Origin of the sequence: Parasphingomonas caseinilytica (assembly GCF_036663755.1) — a bacterium.
Classification (GTDB): domain Bacteria; phylum Pseudomonadota; class Alphaproteobacteria; order Sphingomonadales; family Sphingomonadaceae; genus Sphingomonas.
Genome location: NZ_JAXOJL010000005.1, coordinates 15,700 through 34,047, shown reverse-complemented (window position 1 = coordinate 34,047; position 18,348 = coordinate 15,700). Strand labels below are relative to the sequence as shown.

The window sequence follows — 18,348 nt, the reverse complement described above, 5'->3', positions numbered from 1 at the left end:
GTGCAGCATCTGAAATGCGGCGGGTTACGGAGTAGGTGTGGTGCCGGTTGGAACGGGACCTTGTGGCGTGGCCTCGAGCAGCGCATCGCCGCCAAGCACGCGGTACAGGGTGACGAGGTTGCTCGCCGCCGTCAGTTGCGTCGCGACGAGTGAACGTCGCGCGGAATAGAGCGAGCGTTGCGCATCGAGGCTTTGCAGGAACGTATCGATGCCGCCACGATAGCGCGCATCCGAAAGGCGATAATTGTCGGTCGCTGCCGCCGCGAGTGATTGCGCGGCTTTCGTCTGGTCCGCGATAGTGCCGCGTCGGGCCAACGCATCGGACACTTCTTGGAACGCGGTCTGGATCGACTTCTCGTAGGTGGCCAGCGCGGCATCGCGCTGCGCCTCGGACAGGCGGACATTGGCCTTAGCTGCGCCGGCCTGGAAGATCGAATAGCTGGCGGACGGTGCGACCGAATAATTGAACGCGCCGCCGGTGAACAGGCCGGACAATGCGTTGCTGGCGAGACCCATGATGGCGGTAAGCGAGATGCGCGGGAATAGGGCCGCGCGCGCCGCACCGATCCCGGCATTGGTCGCGCGAAGTTCGTATTCCGCCTGCAACACGTCGGGGCGGCGCAGCAGGATGCCCGAATCGAGACCGGCGGGGAGTTCGGAGAGGTTCCGGCCCGCATCCTCAATGTCTGTGGGCAGCAGGGCAGCATCGACCGGCGCGCCGACGAGCAGTTGCAGCGCATTGACGTCTTGCGCCAGTGCGGTGGTCTGCTGCGCGAGATCGGATTGCGCCTGCGCCAGCACCAGTTGAGCCTGCGCCAGATCGGTACGCGGCGCGACGCCGCCATCGAGCCGCGCCTTGGTCAGCTTCACGCTGCTGCCAGCGCTTGCGACGGTATCCTGCGCGATCTTGAGCAGGCTCTTGTCCGAACCGTAGGTCGCCCACGCGGTGGCGATATCGCCGACCAATGTCAGGCGCGTGGCACGGGCGGCGGCTTCGGTCGCAAAATAACGGTTTTGCGCAGCAGTGCTGAGCGATCTTATGCGGCCGAACAGGTCGATCTCGAACGCGGTGATGCCGATGTCCGTCGTGTAGCTCGTGCGCGCGCCGCCGGTGACGGTCGCGCCGCCATTGTTGGTGCGCCCGGTGCCGGCGTCGGAACGCGTGACGTTGGCTGAGGCATCGACCTGCGGCAGCAATTCGGCGCGCTGGATACGATATTGCGCGCGCGCCGCCGCGATGTTGGCCGCGGCGACGCGCAGGTCGCGATTGTTGACCAACGCCTGTTCGACGATCTGCTGCAGGCGCGCGTCGCGGAAGATGTCGCGATAGGACACGCTGGGGAGGGTGGCCTCCGATCGCTTCAGATATGCGTCACCGACCGGCCAGGAGGGCGGCACGGGCAATTCGGGCTGAACGTATTTCGGCGCAAGGCTGCACCCGGCGAGCGCGGCGGTGGCCATCGCCACGGTGAGTATGGAAAGCTTCATGCCGCCGGCTCCGGTTTCGGCTCGCCGGTATGCGGCTCGTCCGGCTTCTCGTGATGCAGCTTGGCGAGCATCCCGCGTGTGCCGCGCCTGACCAGTACGAAAAATAGCGGGATGTAGAAGATTGCCAGAATGGTCGCGGTCAGCATGCCGCCGATCACCGCCGTGCCGATCGCGACGCGGCTGTTCGCGCCCGCACCGGTCGAGATCGCCAGCGGCAGGACGCCGAAGATGAACGCCAGGCTGGTCATCAGGATCGGGCGCAGGCGCAGGCGCGCCGCCTCCAGTGCGGCGTCGATGACGCGCTTGCCCTTCTTCTCGGCCTGTTCGGCAAACTCCACGATCAGGATCGCGTTCTTTGCGGCAAGACCCATCGTGGTGAGAAGGCCGATCTGGAGATACACGTCGTTTTCCAGACCGCGCAGCGTCACCGCGAACACTGCGCCGACCAGACCGAGCGGAATGACCAGAAGCACCGCGACCGGGATCGACCAGCTCTCGTACAAGGCAGCGAGGCACAGGAACACCACAAGCAAGGAGATCGCGTAGAGGAACGGCGCCTGGCCCGAGGACAGCCGCTCCTGGAACGACAGGCCGGCCCAGGCGACGGTGGTGCCCGGAATTTGCGCGGCGAGTTCGATCATCTTGCTCATCGCATCGCCCGAACTCTGGCCCTCGGCGGGCTGGCCGGAGATTTCATAGGATTGCACGCCCTGGAAGCGCGCCATGCTGGGCGGAGCGGTGGACCAGGAGATGGTCGAGAAGGCGGAGAACGGCGCCATCTGGCCATCGGCCGCACGTACATACCATTGCGCCAGATCGTCCGGGGCATGGCGGAACGGCGCATCACCCTGGACATAGACCCGCTTCACGCGGCCGCGATCGTTGAAGTCGTTGACGTAGCGGCCACCCCAGGCGGTCGAAAGCGTGGCGTTCACGTCCGCCTGCGACAGGCCGAGCGCGCTCAGCTTCGCCTGATCGATGTCGATCTTCAGCGTCGGTTGATCCTCGAGGTCGGTCAGGCGGATCGCCTGTAGTGTGGATTCCCCACGGGCAGCGGCGACGAGCTTGTCGCGTGCGGCCTTGAAGTCTGCGCGGCTGAGGCCACCGGAATTGAGCAATTCCATCGTGAAGCCGGCGGACTGGCCGAGGCCGCGCACGGCCGGCGGCACGGTGACGTAGATTTCCGCATCGCGCAGGCCGCTCAACGCCTTGGTCGCGCGACGGGTGATCGCGTCGGCGACATTGTCCTTACCCTTGCGATCCGCCCAATCGCTGAAGGCGATGAAGCCACGCCCGGTATTCTGGCCGGTCGCACCGCCGCCGCCGCCGCCGGCATTGGTGAACAGGACACCGGTATTGCTCTTCTCGTTTTCCAGGAAATAGCGCTCGATCTGCTTTTGCACCGCGACCGTCCGCGCCTGGGTTGCACCCGGTGGCAGATTGAACTGCACCTGCGCGCCACCCTGATCCTCGGACGGCAGGAAGCCGGTCGGCAAGCGGACAAAGAGGATCGCGAGGAGCACAACGACGCCGGCATAGATCAGCAGGAACAGCCACTTGCGGTCCACCACCTTGCCGACCGCGCCGACATACTTTTCAGTCGTGCGATCGAAACGATCGTTGAACCAGTCCTTAGCGTCTTGGGATTTTCGCGCGAACCAGCTGTCGCTCTTCTTCTCCTGGTCCCGCTGCTTGAGCAATGTCGCGGTCAGCGCGGGTGTCAGCACGAGCGCGACGACCACCGACAGGATCATCGCCGATACGATCGTGACCGAGAATTGGCGATAGATCACGCCGGTGGATCCGCCAAAGAACGCCATCGGCAGGAACACCGCCGACAAGACGAGCGCGATGGCGATCAGCGCGACGGTAATCTCATCCATCGACTTGATCGTCGCATCGCGCGGACTCATGTCCGGGTTCTCGTCCATGAGACGCTCGACATTCTCGACCACGACGATCGCGTCATCGACCAGCAGGCCGATCGCTAGAACGAGTCCGAACAACGTCAGCGTGTTGATCGAGAAACCGGCGATGGCGAAGATTGCGACGGTCCCCAATAGCACGACCGGCACGGCGATCGTCGGGATCAACGTCGCACGCCAGTTCTGCAGGAATACGAACATGACGATTACGACGAGGATGACCGCCTCGATCAGCGTCTTCACGACCTCCTCGATCGACAGCTTGATGAACTGCGTGGAATCGCGCGGGAAGGCGTATTTGAATCCGGGCGGGAAGGATTTGGCCGAATTTTCGATCTCGGTCTTGACCAGTTCGGATGTCTTCAGCGCATCCGCACCGGGGGCGAGCGAGATGGCGATACCGGCACCGGGGTGGCCGTTGATTCGGCTGACCACGCCATAGGTTTCCGCGCCGAGCTCGACCCGGGCGACGTCCGACAGACGCACGATCGATCCGTCTCGCGCGGTCTTGACGATGATGTTGGCGAATTGCTCCGGCGTCTGCAGGCGCGATTGCGCGGTGACGGTGGCGTTGAGCATCTGCGTATCCGGCATCGGCTGGCCGCCGATCTCGCCGGCTGCGATCTCGGTATTCTGCGCGGTCACCGCGGTGATGATGTCGGACGGCATCAGCGATACGCTGGCCAGCTTGTCCGGCCGCAGCCAGATGCGCATGGCGTATTGCGAGCCGAACACGTTGGTATCGCCGACGCCCTCGATCCGGCCGAGCCGATCCTGGAAATTGGCGATCAGATAGTCCGAGACGTCCTGATTGCTGAGCTTGTCGGATTCGTCATAGATCGCGACCAGCAGCAGGAAATCCGGATTGGATTTGGTGACGGTCAGGCCCTGTTGCTGCACCTGTTGCGGCAGGCGACTGATCGCCTGCTGCACTTTGTTCTGCACCTGAACCTGCGCGATATCGGGATCGATGCCCTTCTCGAAGGTGGCGGTGATCGTCACGGATCCACGCGACGAACTGCTCGAGCCGAAATAGAGCAGGCCGTCGATGCCGGTGAGTTGCTGTTCGATCACCTGCGTGACGCTGTTCTCCAGCGTTTCGGCCGAGGCACCGGGATAGGTTGCGCGGATGTTGACGTTGGGCGGCGCGACGTCCGGGAATTGTTCGATCGGTAGCGTGTAGATCGCGCCGATACCGCCCAGCATGATGATGATCGCGATGACCCAGGCGAAGATCGGCCGGTCGATGAATATGCGCGAGATCATGCGGCGATCAGTTCTTGGTCTGGGCGGATTTGTCCCCGCTCTTGGCAGGCGCGGTGTTGAATTTCTGCGTCGAGCCGGCGGGCACCGGCTTCACCGCTTGCCCGGCCTTGGCGCGAGCGACACCTTCGGTGATGACCTTGTCGCCCGGCTTGAGCCCGGCGGTCACCACCCAATTGGCACCCACGACGCGGGTGGTGGTCACCTTGCGTTCGATCGCCTTGTTGTCCGCGCTGACGACCAGCACGGTGGTCGCGCCCTTGGGATCGCGCTTTACGCCTGCCTGCGGCACGAGAAAGGCATTGGTATTTACCGATTGAGCGAAAATCGCGCGGACGAACATGCCGGGCAGCAACAGACCCTGTGCATTGGGGAAGCGCGCGCGGAGCGTGACCGTTCCGGTGCTTTCGTTGACCAAGGCCTCGGCGAATTCGACCGTTCCGGTCTGGCCGTAATCGCTGCCATCCTCCAGCTTCAGTCGGACCGCCGCGCTGGATGGCGCCAGCCCGCCCGAGGCGAGCGCCCGGCGCAGGGTGAGGAGATCGGTTGAGGATTGCTGGATATCGACGAAGATCGGGTCGAGCCGCTGGATCGTGGTCAGCGGATTGGCTTGGCTGGCGGTGACGAGCGCGCCCTCGGTGAACAAGGATCGGCCGATGCGCCCGGTGATCGGGGCGGGGACGTTGGTGAAGCGCAGATTGATCCGTGCGGTATCGAGCGCGGCGCGGGTCTGCCCGACGCTGGCGGCGGCCTGGCGCGCCTGGGCGGCGGCGTCGGTATAATCCTGCTTGGCGACCGCCTGGATATCGGCGAGAGGCTTATAGCGTTCGGCCTTGATCCGCGTCGCCTCGGCATTGGCCTGCGCGCTGGTCAAATTGGCGCGGGCCTCGTTGGTCGCCGCGCGGTAAAGGCTCGGATCGATCTGATAGAGCGTCTGGCCCTTTTTAACGATCGCACCCTCTGTGAAGAAGCGCCGTTGGATCACGCCAGACACCTGCGGACGGACTTCCGAAATCTGGTACGCAGTGGTGCGCCCGCCGAGATCGGTGATGATCGGCACGCTGGTCGGCTGGACGACGACATAGCCGACCTCGGGAGTGCCTTGCTCCCGGCCGGCCTTTTTGTTCGAACTGCCGCAGGCCGACAAGGCAAGCGCAGCGAGGATCAATGAGAAAGACGCCGCCGGGCGAATACGTGGCGTCAACCGGTCATCCAACAGCATTCGATATCCTACCGATTCCAGTCGCGTCGGCAGTATCGGAGCTTACGCGCATTGGCGCACAACCCGGCCGGATCGCGTTTGTTCCTGATGCGCATCAAATTGGTGCGCTGCAACGATTTAAATGTATCAGAAATGTATCAGAAGCGCTTCAGCCGCACGATCGTCTGGTCGAGAGTGGACAGGAAACGCGAGCGATCGGTCTTGGAGAACGGCGCGGGGCCGCCGATCGCGTCTCCCCCGGCACGCAGATCGGCCATGATCGCACGCGTGGCGATGGCACCGCCGATCGAGGCGTTGGTGAAGGGCTTGCCGGTGGACGAGATCACCGTGGCACCCGCCTTCAGGCATCGGTCGGCAAGCAGGATGTCGGCGGTGATGACGATGCTCTTCGCATTCGCCTGTTCCGCGATCCAGTCGTCGGCGGCGTCGAAACCGTCGCTGACGACCATGCGGTCGATCAGCGGATGGGCAGGGATGCGGAAGTGACTGTTGGCGACGATCGTGACCGGCACTTCGGTGCGATAGGCGACGCGGTAGATTTCGTCTTTGACGGGGCAGGCGTCGCCATCGACGAGGATGCGGAGCGCGTTCATCGCGAGCCGTCCGGATGCGTCTCGAAGGACCGCCCTAACCCCGTTTGTCCTGAGCCTGTCGAAGCACCGTTCTTATCACCAGGCGGAGAAAAGAACAGCCCTTCGACAGGCTCAGGGCGAACGGTGAGCGCGTTGACCTGCAATTCTCACCGCGCCCGGTCGTTGGTCCGGCGATAGGTCTTGGGCTTGTGCCGCGTCGGCGCAGGGCCGCTCGGGCGGGCGCTTGGCGTCAAGCGCGGACGGTGTTCCGCCGTGCGCGGCTCGCCCTCGACCGCCTCGATGCGGATCGCATTCTCGTCCTGCCCGTCGAAATTCGCCGTACGGGCGACCGAGGCGGAGAATTTTCCGGCAATGGCACGCGGCACTTGGAACATCGTCTCGCCCGCCGAGATACGGATCGCGCCGATCTCGTTCTTGGTGATGTGCCCGCGACGGCAGATCAGCGGCAACAGCCAGCGCGGATCGGCGTTCTGGCGGCGGCCGATATCCATACGGAACCAGACGATATCCTCGAAGCCTTCGCGGTGGCCGTCGTTGCGCGGGGCACCGGCGGATTCCTTCGATGAGGAGATCAGTTCCTCCGCCACCGGCATCCGCGCACGGTGGGCGCGGACGAGCAACGCTGCAATGTCCTCCGCGCTTTTGGTTTCGAGCAGCTTGGCACCCAGGGCGCGATCGTCGTCGTCGATCTCCACCTCTTCCATCAACGTGGTCAGCAGGCGCTCACGATCCTTGTCGCGAATGTCCTCCAGCGTTGGCGGGTTGATCCAGTCGGCGTTGATCCGCGCGCCCTTGAGCATCGATTCGACGCGGCGGCGACGCGGATAGGGGACGATCAGGATCGCCGTGCCCTTGCGCCCGGCGCGCCCCGTACGGCCTGAACGGTGCTGCAACGTCTCGGCATCGCGCGGCAGTTCGACATGCACGACGAGGCTGAGCGTCGGCAGATCGATACCGCGTGCGGCGACGTCGGTCGCGACGCAGATGCGCGCGCGCTGGTCGCGCAGCGCCTGCAAGGCGGCGTTGCGCTCGTTCTGGCTATGCTCGCCCGACAAGGCGACGGCGCTGAAGCCGCGCTCGATCAGTCCGGCATGGAGATGACGGACATTATCGCGTGTCGCGCAGAACAGCATCGCCGTTTCCGCTTCGTGGAAGCGAAGCAGGTTGACGACGACGTTCTCGATATCCGCCGGGGCGCAGGTCACCGCCTGATACTGGATGTCGCCATGACCGCGGTCTTCGCCGACGGTCGAGATGCGCACCGCATCGCGCTGGTACCGCTTGGCGAGGGCGGCGATCGTCTTCGGGATCGTCGCGGAGAACATCATCGTACGGCGCTCGGTCGGCGTGCCGTCGAGGATCTGTTCGAGATCCTCGCGGAAGCCCATGTCGAGCATCTCGTCGGCCTCATCCAGCACGGCGACGCGCAAGCTCGACAGGTCGAGCGCGCCGCGTTCGAGGTGATCGCGCAGGCGGCCCGGCGTGCCGACGACGATATGCGCGCCGTGGTTCAGCGCGCGGCGCTCCTTCGAAGCATCCATGCCGCCGACGCAGGTTACGATACGCCCGCCGGTCTTTGCATAGAGCCACATCAGCTCGCGGCTGACCTGCAACGCCAGTTCGCGCGTCGGCGCGATGACCAGAGCGAGCGGGCCTTTCTGCGGCAGCTTGCCGTCTTCATCGAGCAGCTGCGCGGCCATTGCCAGGCCGAACGCGACGGTCTTGCCCGAACCGGTTTGGGCGGAGACGAGCAGGTCGCGGCCGATCGCTTCGGGTTCCAAAACACCGGCCTGAACCGGGGTGGGGGCGGCATAGCCGCGTTCGGTGAGCGCTTCGGTAAGAAGCGGTGGCAGAGCTGAAAAAGGCATGAATCTCTCAAATCAAATAGGATGCGGTGCCACCACGGCGATCGCGCATCGGGGTTGTCAGGCTGTCAGATGGACTGGCCTGCGGCCCATCCGCTCGCCCATGCCCATTGAAAGTTGTAGCCGCCCAGCCACCCTGTGACATCGACCGCTTCGCCGACCGCATACAGGTTTTGTATGCGTTTGGCTTGCATTGTTTGCGATGACAGGTCTGCGGTGCTGATTCCGCCCGCCGTAACCTCGGCTTTTGCATAGCCTTCGGTGCCGTTGGGGGAGATGAGCCAGTTGAACAGGCGGCGTTCCGCTTCTGCCAGTTGGGCGTCCTTGATGTTGTGCAACTCGCCCGAAATTGCAAGCCGCTCGGCCAATGTCTCGGCGAGTCGGGCGGGGAGGGCGGCGGCCAGCGCCGCGCCGAACTGCGCGCGTGGGCGCGCGCGCTTGGCGGCGGCGAGCCAGCCGATTTCGTATTTGGGCAGGAAATTCACCCCTAATTGCTGTCCGGAGCGCCAATAACTGGAGATTTGCAGGATCGCCGGACCGGAAAGGCCCTTGTGCGTGAACAGGGCCGCCTCGCGGAAAGCGGTCTTGCCGCATTTCGCTACGATCTCGGTCGCGACTCCGGAGAGCGAGCGGAACAGGGTTTCGTCTCCGCCGAGCGTGAGCGGAACGAGGGCGGGGCGGGGTTCGACGATCTTCAGGCCGAACTTGCGGGCGACATCGTAGGCGAAGCCGGTCGCACCCATCTTGGGGATCGACGGCCCGCCGGTGGCGAGGACGAGCGAGGTTGCTGTGACCTCGCGCGCGCCGAGTTTGACGCGGAACAGGCCGTCGGCATGATCGATTGCGTTCACCGGTTGGGCGAGCGAGTGTTCGACCTTCCCTCGGTTGCATTCGTCCAGCAGCATGCCGACGATCTGTTTGGCGGAGCCGTCGCAGAACAATTGGCCGAGCGTCTTTTCATGCCAGGCGATGCCGTGGCGTTCGACCAGATCGAGGAAATCCTGCGCGGTGTAGCGGCCAAGCGCGGATTTGGCGAAGTGCGGATTGGCGGACAGATAGCGGTCTGGCGCGGTGTGGAGGTTGGTGAAATTGCACCGCCCGCCGCCGGAAATCAGGATCTTCTTGCCCGGTTGATCGGCGTGATCGACCAGCAGAACGCGCCGGCCCCGCTGCCCCGCGGTGGCTGCGCACATCAGGCCGGCTGCGCCTGCGCCGAGGATGATCGCGTCGTAGGGAGAAGGGGCGGTCAATTATTGTCCTAGCTAAGCGCTTCCCCGGCGAACGCCGCGGTCCAGTCGGGAGACAGCATTTGGCTGGCGTTGCACCGAGTTACAACGACCTTTCCGACTGGGCCCCGGCCTTCGCCGGGGAAGCAAGAATGAGGAAGAAAGAAAAGAACCTACCGCAGTTTCGCGATGTTCAGCCCGTCTTCCTTGGCCTTGTCCTTCACCGATTCCTCGGTGCGGGTCAGCGCCTTGGCGATCGCTTTCAGGCCCATGCCTTTCTTGGCGAGCGTGTGGAGTTTCTGAACCTCGTCCTGTTTCCAGGGCTGGCGGTGGCGGGCGAAGGTTTCGGCCATGATCAATCCTCCTGTGGTGCGATGGCGAGGATCTCGATCGCATCCTCGACGCCGTTGAATTCCACGCGCTCGCCGATTTCGCCGCCGATCAGCGCCTGCGCCAGCGGGGCCTGAAACCCGACACGGCCGGTGGCCGGATCGGCCTCGTCGCCGCCGACGATCTCGACGATGCGCTCCGCCTTGTTCATCCGCACCGTCACGCGCGATCCGATGCCGACCACGCCCGCTTCCGGCGCAGGCGCGACCTCGGCCGTCGTCTGGCGCGTATGCCAATAGCGCAGTTCGCGCTTCAACGCGTCGCGCGCCACCGTATCGGTCTCCGCCGCCACCGCCGCCTCGATCTCGGCGACCTTCTCGCCCAGCAGCTTCAGCCCGCGTACCGTGACCAGATTCGGCCCCGGCGCGATCGGGCGCTCGAACTTCGGCTCCAGATGTTCCTCGTCGCTCTCGCGGCGGAATGCGACGCTCATGATTGGTTTCTCATAACCGTCCTAACGCACATCTCGGCCTCTTGGGGCAAGCCGCACCCTGTGCTAGGGGCGCGCGCATGCTGAATATCAATGGTATCACGGTGCGGCTTGGCGGCCGCATGATCCTCGACCGCGCGAGTGCGTCCCTGCCGCCCAAGAGCCGCGTCGGGTTGATCGGGCGCAACGGCGCGGGCAAGTCCACGCTGATGAAGGTGATGATCGGCCAGCTCGACCCGGACGACGGCGAGATCGAGATGCCGAAGAAGACGCGCATCGGCTATCTCCAGCAGGAAGCGCCGCACGGCCAGATCACGCCGATCGAAACGGTGCTGGAGGCCGACAAGGAACGCGCCACGCTGCTGATCGAGAGCGAGACGTGCGAAGACCCCGACCGGCTCGGCGAGGTCTACGAACGCCTGATGGCGATCGATGCCTATACCGCACCGGCGCGCGCGGCGAGCATTCTGGTCGGGCTGGGTTTCGACGAGGAGATGCAGAACCGTCCGCTCGACAGCTATTCGGGCGGCTGGAAGATGCGCGTCGCGCTGGCGGCGCTGCTGTTCTCCGAGCCGGACCTGCTGCTGCTCGACGAGCCTTCGAACCATTTGGATCTCGAAGCGACCTTGTGGCTGGAGAATTTCCTCAAGGCCTATCCGAACATGATCGTGATCATCAGTCACGAACGCGATCTGCTCAACAACGTGGTCGACAACATCCTGCATCTCGAGGGCGGCAAGGTGTTCCTCTACACCGGGGGCTACGATTCGTTCGAACGCCAGCGCGCCGAACGCGCCGCGCAACTGGCGGCGGCGAAGGCGTCGCAGGACGCGCAGCGCGCCAAGTTGCAGGAATATATCGCCAAGAATTCCGCCCGCGCCTCGACCGCCAAACAGGCCCAGTCGCGCCAGAAGATGCTCGCCAAGATGCAGCCGATCGCGTCCATGGCCGAGGATCCGACTTTGTCGTTCGACTTCCCATCGCCCGAAGAACTGCGTCCGCCGCTCGTCACGCTCGATATGGCCAGCGTCGGCTACACGGCGGGCAAACCGATCCTGCAGCGGCTCAACCTGCGGCTCGATCCCGACGATCGCGTTGCGCTGCTCGGCCGCAACGGCAACGGCAAGACGACTCTCGCGCGCCTGCTCGCCGCGCAATTGACGCCGATGGACGGCGAAATCTCCGTCTCGGGCAAGATGCGCGTCGGATATTTCACCCAGTATCAGGTCGAAGAACTCGATACCGAGGATACGCCGCTGGAACACATGACGCACCTGATGAAGGGCAAGACGCCCGCCGCGGTGCGTGGGCAGCTCGGGCGGTTCGGTTTTTCGGGTGAAAAGGCTACGACCAAGGTCGGCAAGCTGTCCGGCGGCGAACGCGCCCGCCTCGCGCTGGCGCTGATCACGCGCGATGCGCCGCACATGCTGATCCTTGACGAACCGACGAACCATCTCGACGTCGATGCGCGCGAGGCGCTGGTGCAGGCGCTCAACGCCTATAGCGGCGCGGTGGTAATCGTTTCGCATGACCGCCACATGATCGAGCTGACTGCCGATCGGCTGGTGCTGGTGGATGCGGGGCAGGCAAACGAATATGGTGGAAGTCTGGAGGATTACACCGACTTCATCCTGGGCAAGAACCAGCCCAAGGCGGACGGCCAGAAGTTCGGCAAAAAGGATAAGAAGGCCGCTGCGGCGGCGCGCGAGAAGGTTTCGGACCTTCGCAAGGCCGCGCAGGACGCCGAAGCCAAGACGGTGAAGCTGACCGCCGAGGTGCGCGCGCTGGATCAGGCGATGTTCGATCCGTCCAAGGCGGAAAGCTATTTGAAGAAGCTGTCGATGGGCGACCTGTCCAAACGGCGCGCGGAGGCTGCGGCGAAGCTGGAGGCGGCGGAGGCGGCCTGGCTGGAGGCGAGCGAGGCGGTGGAGGGGGCGGGGTGATCTAGCCTTCGTCACCCCGGACTTGTTCCGGGGTCCACCAAGCGACTTGGTTCAAGTTAGATGATTTTGCGCTGGGTTCGCGGCACAGTGGACCCCGGAACAAGTCCGGGGTGACGATCTTTAAGTCGATCTATCTACCGCAACCGAGCCGCCACCACCGCCTTCGCCTCGCGCGCCTGCCAGATCACCAATGCCGGCAACCCGATCGCCAATTCCCGCGCCCGCTTCACCAGCGACAGCGCCAGGGCCATCTCCGCCGGCAGCCCGAACAGGGGCGCGGCCAGCGCGTAAGTCGCCTCCTGCACGCCGATCGCGGCGGGGATGAAGAAGGCGACGCTGCGCAGCGTGAAGATCAGGCTTTCCAGCGACAGCACCGACCAGACCGAAATCTCCGCGCCCATCAGGTGCAGCACCAGCCACGCGCCGAACGCGCTGGCGACCCAGCCGATCAGATTGAAGGCGAAGGCGGCAATCACGCGACCACGCGCGGCATAGGTCGCGCGCAGTTCGTCGAGCAGGCCGGCCATGGTCGCCGCCGATCCGGGCAGGAAATGTCCGGCGATCCGCTCCGCCAGCATAAGCGCCGGGCGCTGCGCGACGAAGAACAGGATCATCACTGCGATCATCGCCGCGGTGCCGCCGAAGATCAGCGGGCGCAATGCGGCGGCGGACGCGCCCATCAGGATCGTCGCCATCATCGACAGGCCGAACAGGGTGAAGACGAGCTGCGCCGCCATCTCGGTCGTCATATCGACCACCAGCGAGGCATAGACGCGGGCCGGTCCGATCCCGGCGTGCAGCAGCGAACGCGTACCGACGACGATCCCGCCAATCTGCGAGAAGGGCAGCAGATCCGAAACCGCCTCCCGCAGCACGCGCGCCCAGCTGAACAGCCAGATCCGCGAGGGTGGCTCGCTGGGTGCCGACACCAGCCACGCCGCACCCAAAGGCAGAAAACCGACAAGGGAATAGATGCAAAAGGCCAGAAAACCACCCGGTCCCACCCGTGCGGTCGCCGCCAGCACGTTGGCAAACCCGGCCGATCCGAACGCCCAGATCGCCGCCGCCAGCCCCGCCAGCGTCGCCAGCAGGATGCCGACGCGGGCGTAACCGTTCAGGCCGTCGCTCCCTTGGGACTGCCGGCGAAGCGCAAAGCCAGGCGCATCATCGCCGGCACGAATTTCGGGCGGATCAGGCGCTGGTCATAGGGGGCCAGTCGCCGGTCATTCTCCGCCAGACAGATGCGCGCCAGTTCGGGGAACGACACCTCGACGCCCAGTTCCTTCGAACCGTTGAGCGTGAAATTGTTCTCCTGCGCCTTGGTATTGTCCGCGCCCATGCCCTTGGCCATGCTGATCCGCTCGCCGATCAGGAACATCCAGACGAGCAGCACCTTCGCCTCGAAATACGGCCGCCGCCACCACGGCATCGTGCGCCGCCACCACGCGACCCAATTGACGAAAAACAGGATGTGCCGTCCTTCCTCGCGCATCACCGGCTCGAACGTGTCGATCAGTTCGTCGGGGAAGAAGCCGGTATCCTTGGCGATCTTGAACAGGCCGAAACCGAAGAAGCTGTCGATGCATTCCGAATAGCCGGTGCGCATGAAGGCGAATTCGGGATCGCGCGGGCGGACATAGTCCGGCTCGGGTTCGAGTTCGATCCCGTACGCCTGCACCATATCGGCGAGCACGATCTTGTGACGGCGCTCCTCATAGGCGTTCATGCCGATCGCCTCGTGCAACAGGGGATCGTCGATCGATTCGTTGAACGTCTTCACGTTCATCGACGCGCGACCTTCGGTCTGCACCGCGATATCCCAGATCGGCAGGCTGACGATGCGATTGCGCGTCTCGTCATCCAGCTTGGGCCAGTGGATCAGCGCGGGGCGATAGGCATCGTGCGAATCGAGCATCATGCGCGACAGCAGGCTGCGATGCTCGGGCGATCCCAGCCGGATCGGGCGTTCGGGCGGCGGCGGGGCCTCGAAGCTCGGCGGCGAGATCGCCAGCGGTTCGAGATCAGGATGCCGACGCGAAGTGAGAGAAGTGGCCATGCGAAACTCCATCGCGCACGATTGCGGCCTTCGCAAGATCGTCCGTGAGCGCGGCGAGTTCGTCGCGATAACGATATCCGGGTGCCGCACCGGGCCACGAGTCTTGGGTCGCGGGGTGGGTGTAGATTTCTGTGAGGCCGGGCGGCAGCGCGGTCAGCGCGGCACGCATGCGATCCGTATCGAACGCGCCGGTCCAGGCGAGGCCGACGACCTGATCGGGCACCAGCATCCCCTCGCGGCGCAGGCGGCTTTGCAAGCGGGTTGCCCACCAATGCTCTATCCCCGGAGTACCGCGCTCGATCGGGGCGCGAACGGATTTCATGCCGTGGCGCTTGCCGATCTCGATCACGGCGGTGGCGATCATCGGGTGAAGATGGAAATGCTTGTGCGCGTTGACGTGATCCAGTGCCAGTCCGGTCGCGGCGAAGGCGGCGAACTGTGCTTCGATCTCGGCCCGGAGTTGCCGTCGGGCGGCGGGCTTCAGCGCGATGGCGAAGGCGGTGCGGACCATGTTCGCGCTGAAATTCCCGCTGGTGTCTACCAGATCGGGGAGGCGTTCGGGCGGCAGCGTCGGGCGGCCTTCGACCAGCACCAGATGCAGTCCTACGCCGAGCGAGGGCATCGCCCTGGCCCGTCCGACGGCGTCGGCGGCGGCGTCGCCCGAGACCATCAAACTAGCGGCGGTGAGGATGCCGCTGCGATGCGCCTGCTCGACCGCTTCGTTGACGCAAAGTGCGGCACCGAAGTCGTCGGCGGTGACGATTAGGTGGCGGGTCGGGTCGGAAAGTTCCGCCATATCGGGGCCTTAGCGTGGGAATCGTGGATGCGGTGGAAACCTTGCTCCGCGTTAAACGATCCGTTCATGAAACAATCAGCGGAGATGGGTATTATAACGGCAGATTACCCAGGAGAAGACAGATGAAAAAGATCCTAGCCGCCGCCCTGATGGTTGCCGTTGCCGCCCCGCCGATGGTGATCGCACCGACCGCCGCTTCGGCCCAATCGCGTGAATATCGCACCTACAAGGGCAAGGACGGCCGTTACCATCGCTCCTATTATCGCTGCAAGAAGAGCAGCGGCACGACCGGCGCGATCGCCGGTGCAGCAGGTGGCGGCGTGCTCGGCAACGTGCTGGGCGGCGGGACCGTCGGCACGATCGCCGGTGCGGTCGGCGGTGGTCTGCTCGGCCGTCACCTCGACAAGAAGCATGACGCTTCGCAGAACCGCCGCAACGGTTGCTGATTTTTCTGAGCCCCGGATCGGCAGCGAACTGCCGATCCGGGATTCGATTTAGCTGACATCATGCTGTTTCCCGGCCTTTGCCGGGGAACAGCATTTCAGTTTCTAAGCCTTCGCTTCCTTGCGGCGACGCAGGAAGTCGAAAAACTCCACGCCTTCGCGCAGACGCCGCTTCATCATGTCCCAGTCGCGCAGCATCTCGCTGACGATCGACCAGATCTTTGATGGGCGGAAGTAGAAGCGTTTGTAGAATTCCTCCACCTTGTCGAAGATCACCGCCGCCGGCAGATGCGGGTAGCTGAGCTGCGCGATCTGGTTGCCGCCATCGGTCAGCAGATGATCGGTGCCGTCGAACCAGCCATTCTCGGTCGCCTGCTTGAACAAGAACGTGCCGGGATAGGGCGCGGCCAGCGACACCTGGATGGTGTGCGGATCGATCTCCTTGGCATAGTTGATCGTCTCTTCGATAGTCTCCTCCGTCTCGCCGGGCAGGCCGAGGATGAAGGTGCCGTGGATGACGATGCCGAGCGCGTGGCAATCCTTGGTGAATTGCCGCGCGACATCGGTGCGCAGGCCCTTCTTGATGTTGTGCAGGATCTGCTGGTTGCCGCTTTCGTACCCCACGAGCAGCAGGCGCAGGCCGTTTTCCTTGAGGATCTTCAACGTTTTGTACGGCACGTTGGCCTTGGCGTTGCACGACCAGGTGATGCCGAGCTTGCCCAATTCCAGTGCCAGCGCCTCGACGCGCGGCAGATTGTCGGTCAGCGTATCGTCGTCGAAGAAGATCTCCTTCGTCTGCGGCATTTCCCGCATCACGTACTTCACCTCTTCGATCACGTGCGGGATCGATCGGGTTCGATAATTGTGCCCGCCCACCGTCTGCGGCCACAGGCAGAAGGTGCAGCGGCTCTTGCACCCGCGCCCGGTGTAGAACGAGACGTAGGGGTGGAGCAGATAGCCGCCGAAATACTTCTCCATCACCAGATCGCGCTTGTAGATCGGCGAGACGAAGGGGAGGCTGTCCATGTCCTCGAGGACCGCGCGATCCTTGTTGTGGATGATCGCGCCGTCATCGTCGCGCCACGAAATGCCCTCGACTTCGCGCAGCGGCATGCCGTTGGCCACATCCAGGATCGTGAAATCGAATTCGTTGCGCGCGACGAAATCGATCGCGGTCGATGTTTCCAGCACCTTGGTCGATTCGACCGCCGCCTTGGCGCCGATGAAACCGATCCGGATCGCGGGATTGCGCTGCTTGATCAGTTCCGCGGTGCGTACGTCCTGCCCGAAGCTGGGCGTCGAGGTGTGCAGGATGACGAGGTCGCGTTCGTCCATCTCGTGCTTGATATCGTCCCACGACTGGTCGTGCGCGGGGGCGTCGATCAGCTTGGAGCCTTCGACCAGAGCGGCGGGCTGGGCGAGCCAGGTCGGGTACCAAAACGACTTCACCTCGCGCTTCATTTGATAGCGCGCGCCGGCGCCGCCGTCATAACCGTCGAAGGAAGGGGCCTGCAGGAACAGGGTACGCATCATGACTCAGCACTCCGTGGCGACGATATCCGGCCGCCTGCCTTCATTGTAAGGGTCGCCCCGCGCCAATCAACCGATTGCACGAAGAAGCTGGCGATATAGACCGCGAAAGCGAAATAATCGTGCAATATCGCCAGCCGGAATGCCGCAGGTCGTCCTCCGGCTGCTGCGTCCACACTCCGCACGACTATGAACCGCGCGACGAGGGAAGCTGCAACGAGCCAGAGACCGATCGTCGGGGTGTACAGCACCGCCAGACACGCCACCGGCAGCGGCAGCCCGATGATCACCCCGACATAGGGCCAGAAGGCGATATCGCGGACGGTGGCCGCCCATCGCACTTCATGCCGCCAAAGCTCGCCGATACCGGTTTCGTCGAAGGCATGCGTGACGAACATCGGTGGCACGGCAATGTTCAGCCCCGATGCGATCACCGCTTGGCCGATCGCATGATCGTCGGCCAGCGTGTCCGCGAAGCATTTGAACCCGCCGATCCGATCCAGCGTCTCGCGTCGTAACGCTATGGTCGATCCCATGCAGGGCGCTGCCAGTTTGTAGGCGACGGCGACCACCACGCCGATGATGAACTGATAGGTGAGGCCAGCCGCTCCGAGCCGCGACCAGAAATTGCCGTCGCCACGCCCGCGATACAGGCAGGATACGACGCCTATGCCGGGTCGATCGAGCGCGGCCAGCACACGGGCGAGATAATCCGGCGCGGCCGCCATGTCGCTGTCGCTCAGGACGATAATTGGGTGCCGCGCGGCGGGCATCATGTTGATGAGGTTCGAGACCTTGCCATTGGCACCATGGCGGGTCGCATCGATCACCAGGTCGATCGTCGCGGCGGGATAGGCCGACTGGAGCGCCCGGACCACGGCGATGGCGGGATCGTCGTCGCGCTGCACGCCGCAGACCATCTGGACCGGGCCGTCATGCTGCTGCTCGAGGAAGGTCGCGAGATTGTCGAACAGACGCGGTTCGGCACCATATAGCGGTTTCAGTAATGTGACCGCTTCGGTGCTGTGGCCGACAAGAGCAGCCGTCGCGAAGAATTGCCGCGTCACGACCGATGCAATGAGCTGGTAGATGATGCCGGCACCCGCGAGCAGGATGGCGAACCAGCCGAAGATAGCGGCGATGTGCGCGGGCGTCATGGCGGCCCTATCGATCCTTGG

General features: G+C 64.2%; 15 protein-coding genes. 2 read left to right on the top strand and 13 right to left on the bottom strand.

What is annotated here, in order from left to right:
- Window positions 1-24 precede the first annotated feature (24 nt).
- The 8 genes from U1738_RS11725 to U1738_RS11690 form a co-directional block, all read right to left on the bottom strand.
- Window positions 25-1,488 (bottom strand): efflux transporter outer membrane subunit, encoded by a 1,464-nt coding sequence (locus U1738_RS11725; RefSeq protein ID WP_332789239.1) that lies wholly within the window; start codon window positions 1,486-1,488, stop codon window positions 25-27.
- On the bottom strand, window positions 1,485-4,679 hold the full coding sequence (locus U1738_RS11720) for a multidrug efflux RND transporter permease subunit (protein WP_332789238.1): 3,195 nt from the start codon (window positions 4,677-4,679) through the stop codon (window positions 1,485-1,487). Before U1738_RS11720 ends, U1738_RS11725 begins: the two co-directional genes overlap by 4 nt.
- Window positions 4,680-4,686: 7 nt before the next feature.
- Window positions 4,687-5,898, bottom strand: coding sequence for an efflux RND transporter periplasmic adaptor subunit (locus U1738_RS11715; RefSeq protein WP_332789237.1), 1,212 nt, complete (start codon window positions 5,896-5,898; stop codon window positions 4,687-4,689).
- Window positions 5,899-6,035: 137 nt separating this feature from the next.
- Entirely contained in the window at window positions 6,036-6,491 is a 456-nt protein-coding gene (locus tag U1738_RS11710; RefSeq protein WP_332789236.1) for a YaiI/YqxD family protein, read from the bottom strand.
- 146 nt (window positions 6,492-6,637) lie between these two features.
- Window positions 6,638-8,359, bottom strand: coding sequence for a DEAD/DEAH box helicase (locus U1738_RS11705; RefSeq protein ID WP_332789235.1), 1,722 nt, complete (start codon window positions 8,357-8,359; stop codon window positions 6,638-6,640).
- A gap of 65 nt (window positions 8,360-8,424) precedes the next feature.
- Window positions 8,425-9,606, bottom strand: a complete 1,182-nt coding sequence (locus U1738_RS11700) for a BaiN/RdsA family NAD(P)/FAD-dependent oxidoreductase (protein ID WP_332789234.1) — start codon at window positions 9,604-9,606, stop codon at window positions 8,425-8,427.
- A 149-nt stretch (window positions 9,607-9,755) separates the two neighbouring features.
- The gene (locus U1738_RS11695) at window positions 9,756-9,935 is read right to left on the bottom strand and encodes a hypothetical protein (RefSeq protein WP_055782933.1); all 180 of its coding nucleotides are present in this window, start codon (window positions 9,933-9,935) and stop codon (window positions 9,756-9,758) included.
- Window positions 9,936-9,937: 2 nt separating this feature from the next.
- Complete coding sequence (locus tag U1738_RS11690; protein WP_332789233.1) at window positions 9,938-10,405, bottom strand: GreA/GreB family elongation factor; 468 nt, start codon at window positions 10,403-10,405, stop codon at window positions 9,938-9,940.
- 77 nt (window positions 10,406-10,482) lie between these two features.
- Here U1738_RS11690 and U1738_RS11685 point away from each other — a divergent pair, with 77 nt between their 5' ends.
- Window positions 10,483-12,345 carry an ABC-F family ATP-binding cassette domain-containing protein gene (locus U1738_RS11685; RefSeq protein ID WP_332789232.1) on the top strand — a complete coding sequence of 621 codons (1,863 nt, stop codon included), beginning with the start codon at window positions 10,483-10,485 and terminating at the stop codon, window positions 12,343-12,345.
- Between the two features lie 134 nt (window positions 12,346-12,479).
- On the opposite strand, the gene U1738_RS11680 is transcribed toward U1738_RS11685, so the two are convergent.
- The 3 genes from U1738_RS11680 to hpnK all read right to left on the bottom strand — a co-directional run bounded on the left by U1738_RS11680 (window position 12,480) and on the right by hpnK (window position 15,197).
- Complete coding sequence (locus U1738_RS11680; protein WP_332789506.1) at window positions 12,480-13,403, bottom strand: lysylphosphatidylglycerol synthase domain-containing protein; 924 nt, start codon at window positions 13,401-13,403, stop codon at window positions 12,480-12,482.
- Window positions 13,404-13,459: 56 nt separating this feature from the next.
- Entirely contained in the window at window positions 13,460-14,263 is an 804-nt protein-coding gene (locus U1738_RS11675) for a ferritin-like domain-containing protein (protein ID WP_332789505.1), read from the bottom strand.
- A gap of 103 nt (window positions 14,264-14,366) precedes the next feature.
- A complete protein-coding gene (gene hpnK / locus U1738_RS11670; RefSeq protein WP_332789231.1) occupies window positions 14,367-15,197 on the bottom strand; it encodes a hopanoid biosynthesis-associated protein HpnK in 831 nt (276 codons plus the stop codon).
- Between the two features lie 122 nt (window positions 15,198-15,319).
- Here hpnK and U1738_RS11665 point away from each other — a divergent pair, with 122 nt between their 5' ends.
- Window positions 15,320-15,643 (top strand): hypothetical protein, encoded by a 324-nt coding sequence (locus tag U1738_RS11665; RefSeq protein ID WP_332789230.1) that lies wholly within the window; start codon window positions 15,320-15,322, stop codon window positions 15,641-15,643.
- A gap of 102 nt (window positions 15,644-15,745) precedes the next feature.
- On the opposite strand, the gene hpnJ is transcribed toward U1738_RS11665, so the two are convergent.
- Window positions 15,746-17,173, bottom strand: coding sequence for a hopanoid biosynthesis associated radical SAM protein HpnJ (gene hpnJ / locus U1738_RS11660; protein ID WP_332789229.1), 1,428 nt, complete (start codon window positions 17,171-17,173; stop codon window positions 15,746-15,748).
- On the bottom strand, window positions 17,170-18,327 hold the full coding sequence (gene hpnI / locus U1738_RS11655; RefSeq protein ID WP_332789228.1) for a bacteriohopanetetrol glucosamine biosynthesis glycosyltransferase HpnI: 1,158 nt from the start codon (window positions 18,325-18,327) through the stop codon (window positions 17,170-17,172). The genes hpnJ and hpnI overlap by 4 nt, the downstream gene beginning before the upstream one ends.
- Window positions 18,328-18,348: the final 21 nt, after the last annotated feature.

What these genes read in the sequence shown, in the direction of transcription:
- U1738_RS11725 (WP_332789239.1), bottom strand. Translation starts at nt 1,488, where the DNA reads ATGAAGCTTTCCATACTCACCGTGGCGATGGCCACCGCCGCGCTCGCC.
- U1738_RS11720 (WP_332789238.1), bottom strand. Translation starts at nt 4,679, where the DNA reads ATGATCTCGCGCATATTCATCGACCGGCCGATCTTCGCCTGGGTCATC.
- U1738_RS11715 (WP_332789237.1), bottom strand. Translation starts at nt 5,898, where the DNA reads ATGCTGTTGGATGACCGGTTGACGCCACGTATTCGCCCGGCGGCGTCT.
- U1738_RS11710 (WP_332789236.1), bottom strand. Translation starts at nt 6,491, where the DNA reads ATGAACGCGCTCCGCATCCTCGTCGATGGCGACGCCTGCCCCGTCAAA.
- U1738_RS11705 (WP_332789235.1), bottom strand. Translation starts at nt 8,359, where the DNA reads ATGCCTTTTTCAGCTCTGCCACCGCTTCTTACCGAAGCGCTCACCGAA.
- U1738_RS11695 (WP_055782933.1), bottom strand. Translation starts at nt 9,935, where the DNA reads ATGGCCGAAACCTTCGCCCGCCACCGCCAGCCCTGGAAACAGGACGAG.
- U1738_RS11690 (WP_332789233.1), bottom strand. Translation starts at nt 10,405, where the DNA reads ATGAGCGTCGCATTCCGCCGCGAGAGCGACGAGGAACATCTGGAGCCG.
- U1738_RS11685 (WP_332789232.1), top strand. Translation starts at nt 10,483, where the DNA reads ATGCTGAATATCAATGGTATCACGGTGCGGCTTGGCGGCCGCATGATC.
- U1738_RS11675 (WP_332789505.1), bottom strand. Translation starts at nt 14,263, where the DNA reads ATGATGCTCGATTCGCACGATGCCTATCGCCCCGCGCTGATCCACTGG.
- hpnK (WP_332789231.1), bottom strand. Translation starts at nt 15,197, where the DNA reads ATGGCGGAACTTTCCGACCCGACCCGCCACCTAATCGTCACCGCCGAC.
- U1738_RS11665 (WP_332789230.1), top strand. Translation starts at nt 15,320, where the DNA reads ATGAAAAAGATCCTAGCCGCCGCCCTGATGGTTGCCGTTGCCGCCCCG.
- hpnJ (WP_332789229.1), bottom strand. Translation starts at nt 17,173, where the DNA reads ATGATGCGTACCCTGTTCCTGCAGGCCCCTTCCTTCGACGGTTATGAC.
- hpnI (WP_332789228.1), bottom strand. Translation starts at nt 18,327, where the DNA reads ATGACGCCCGCGCACATCGCCGCTATCTTCGGCTGGTTCGCCATCCTG.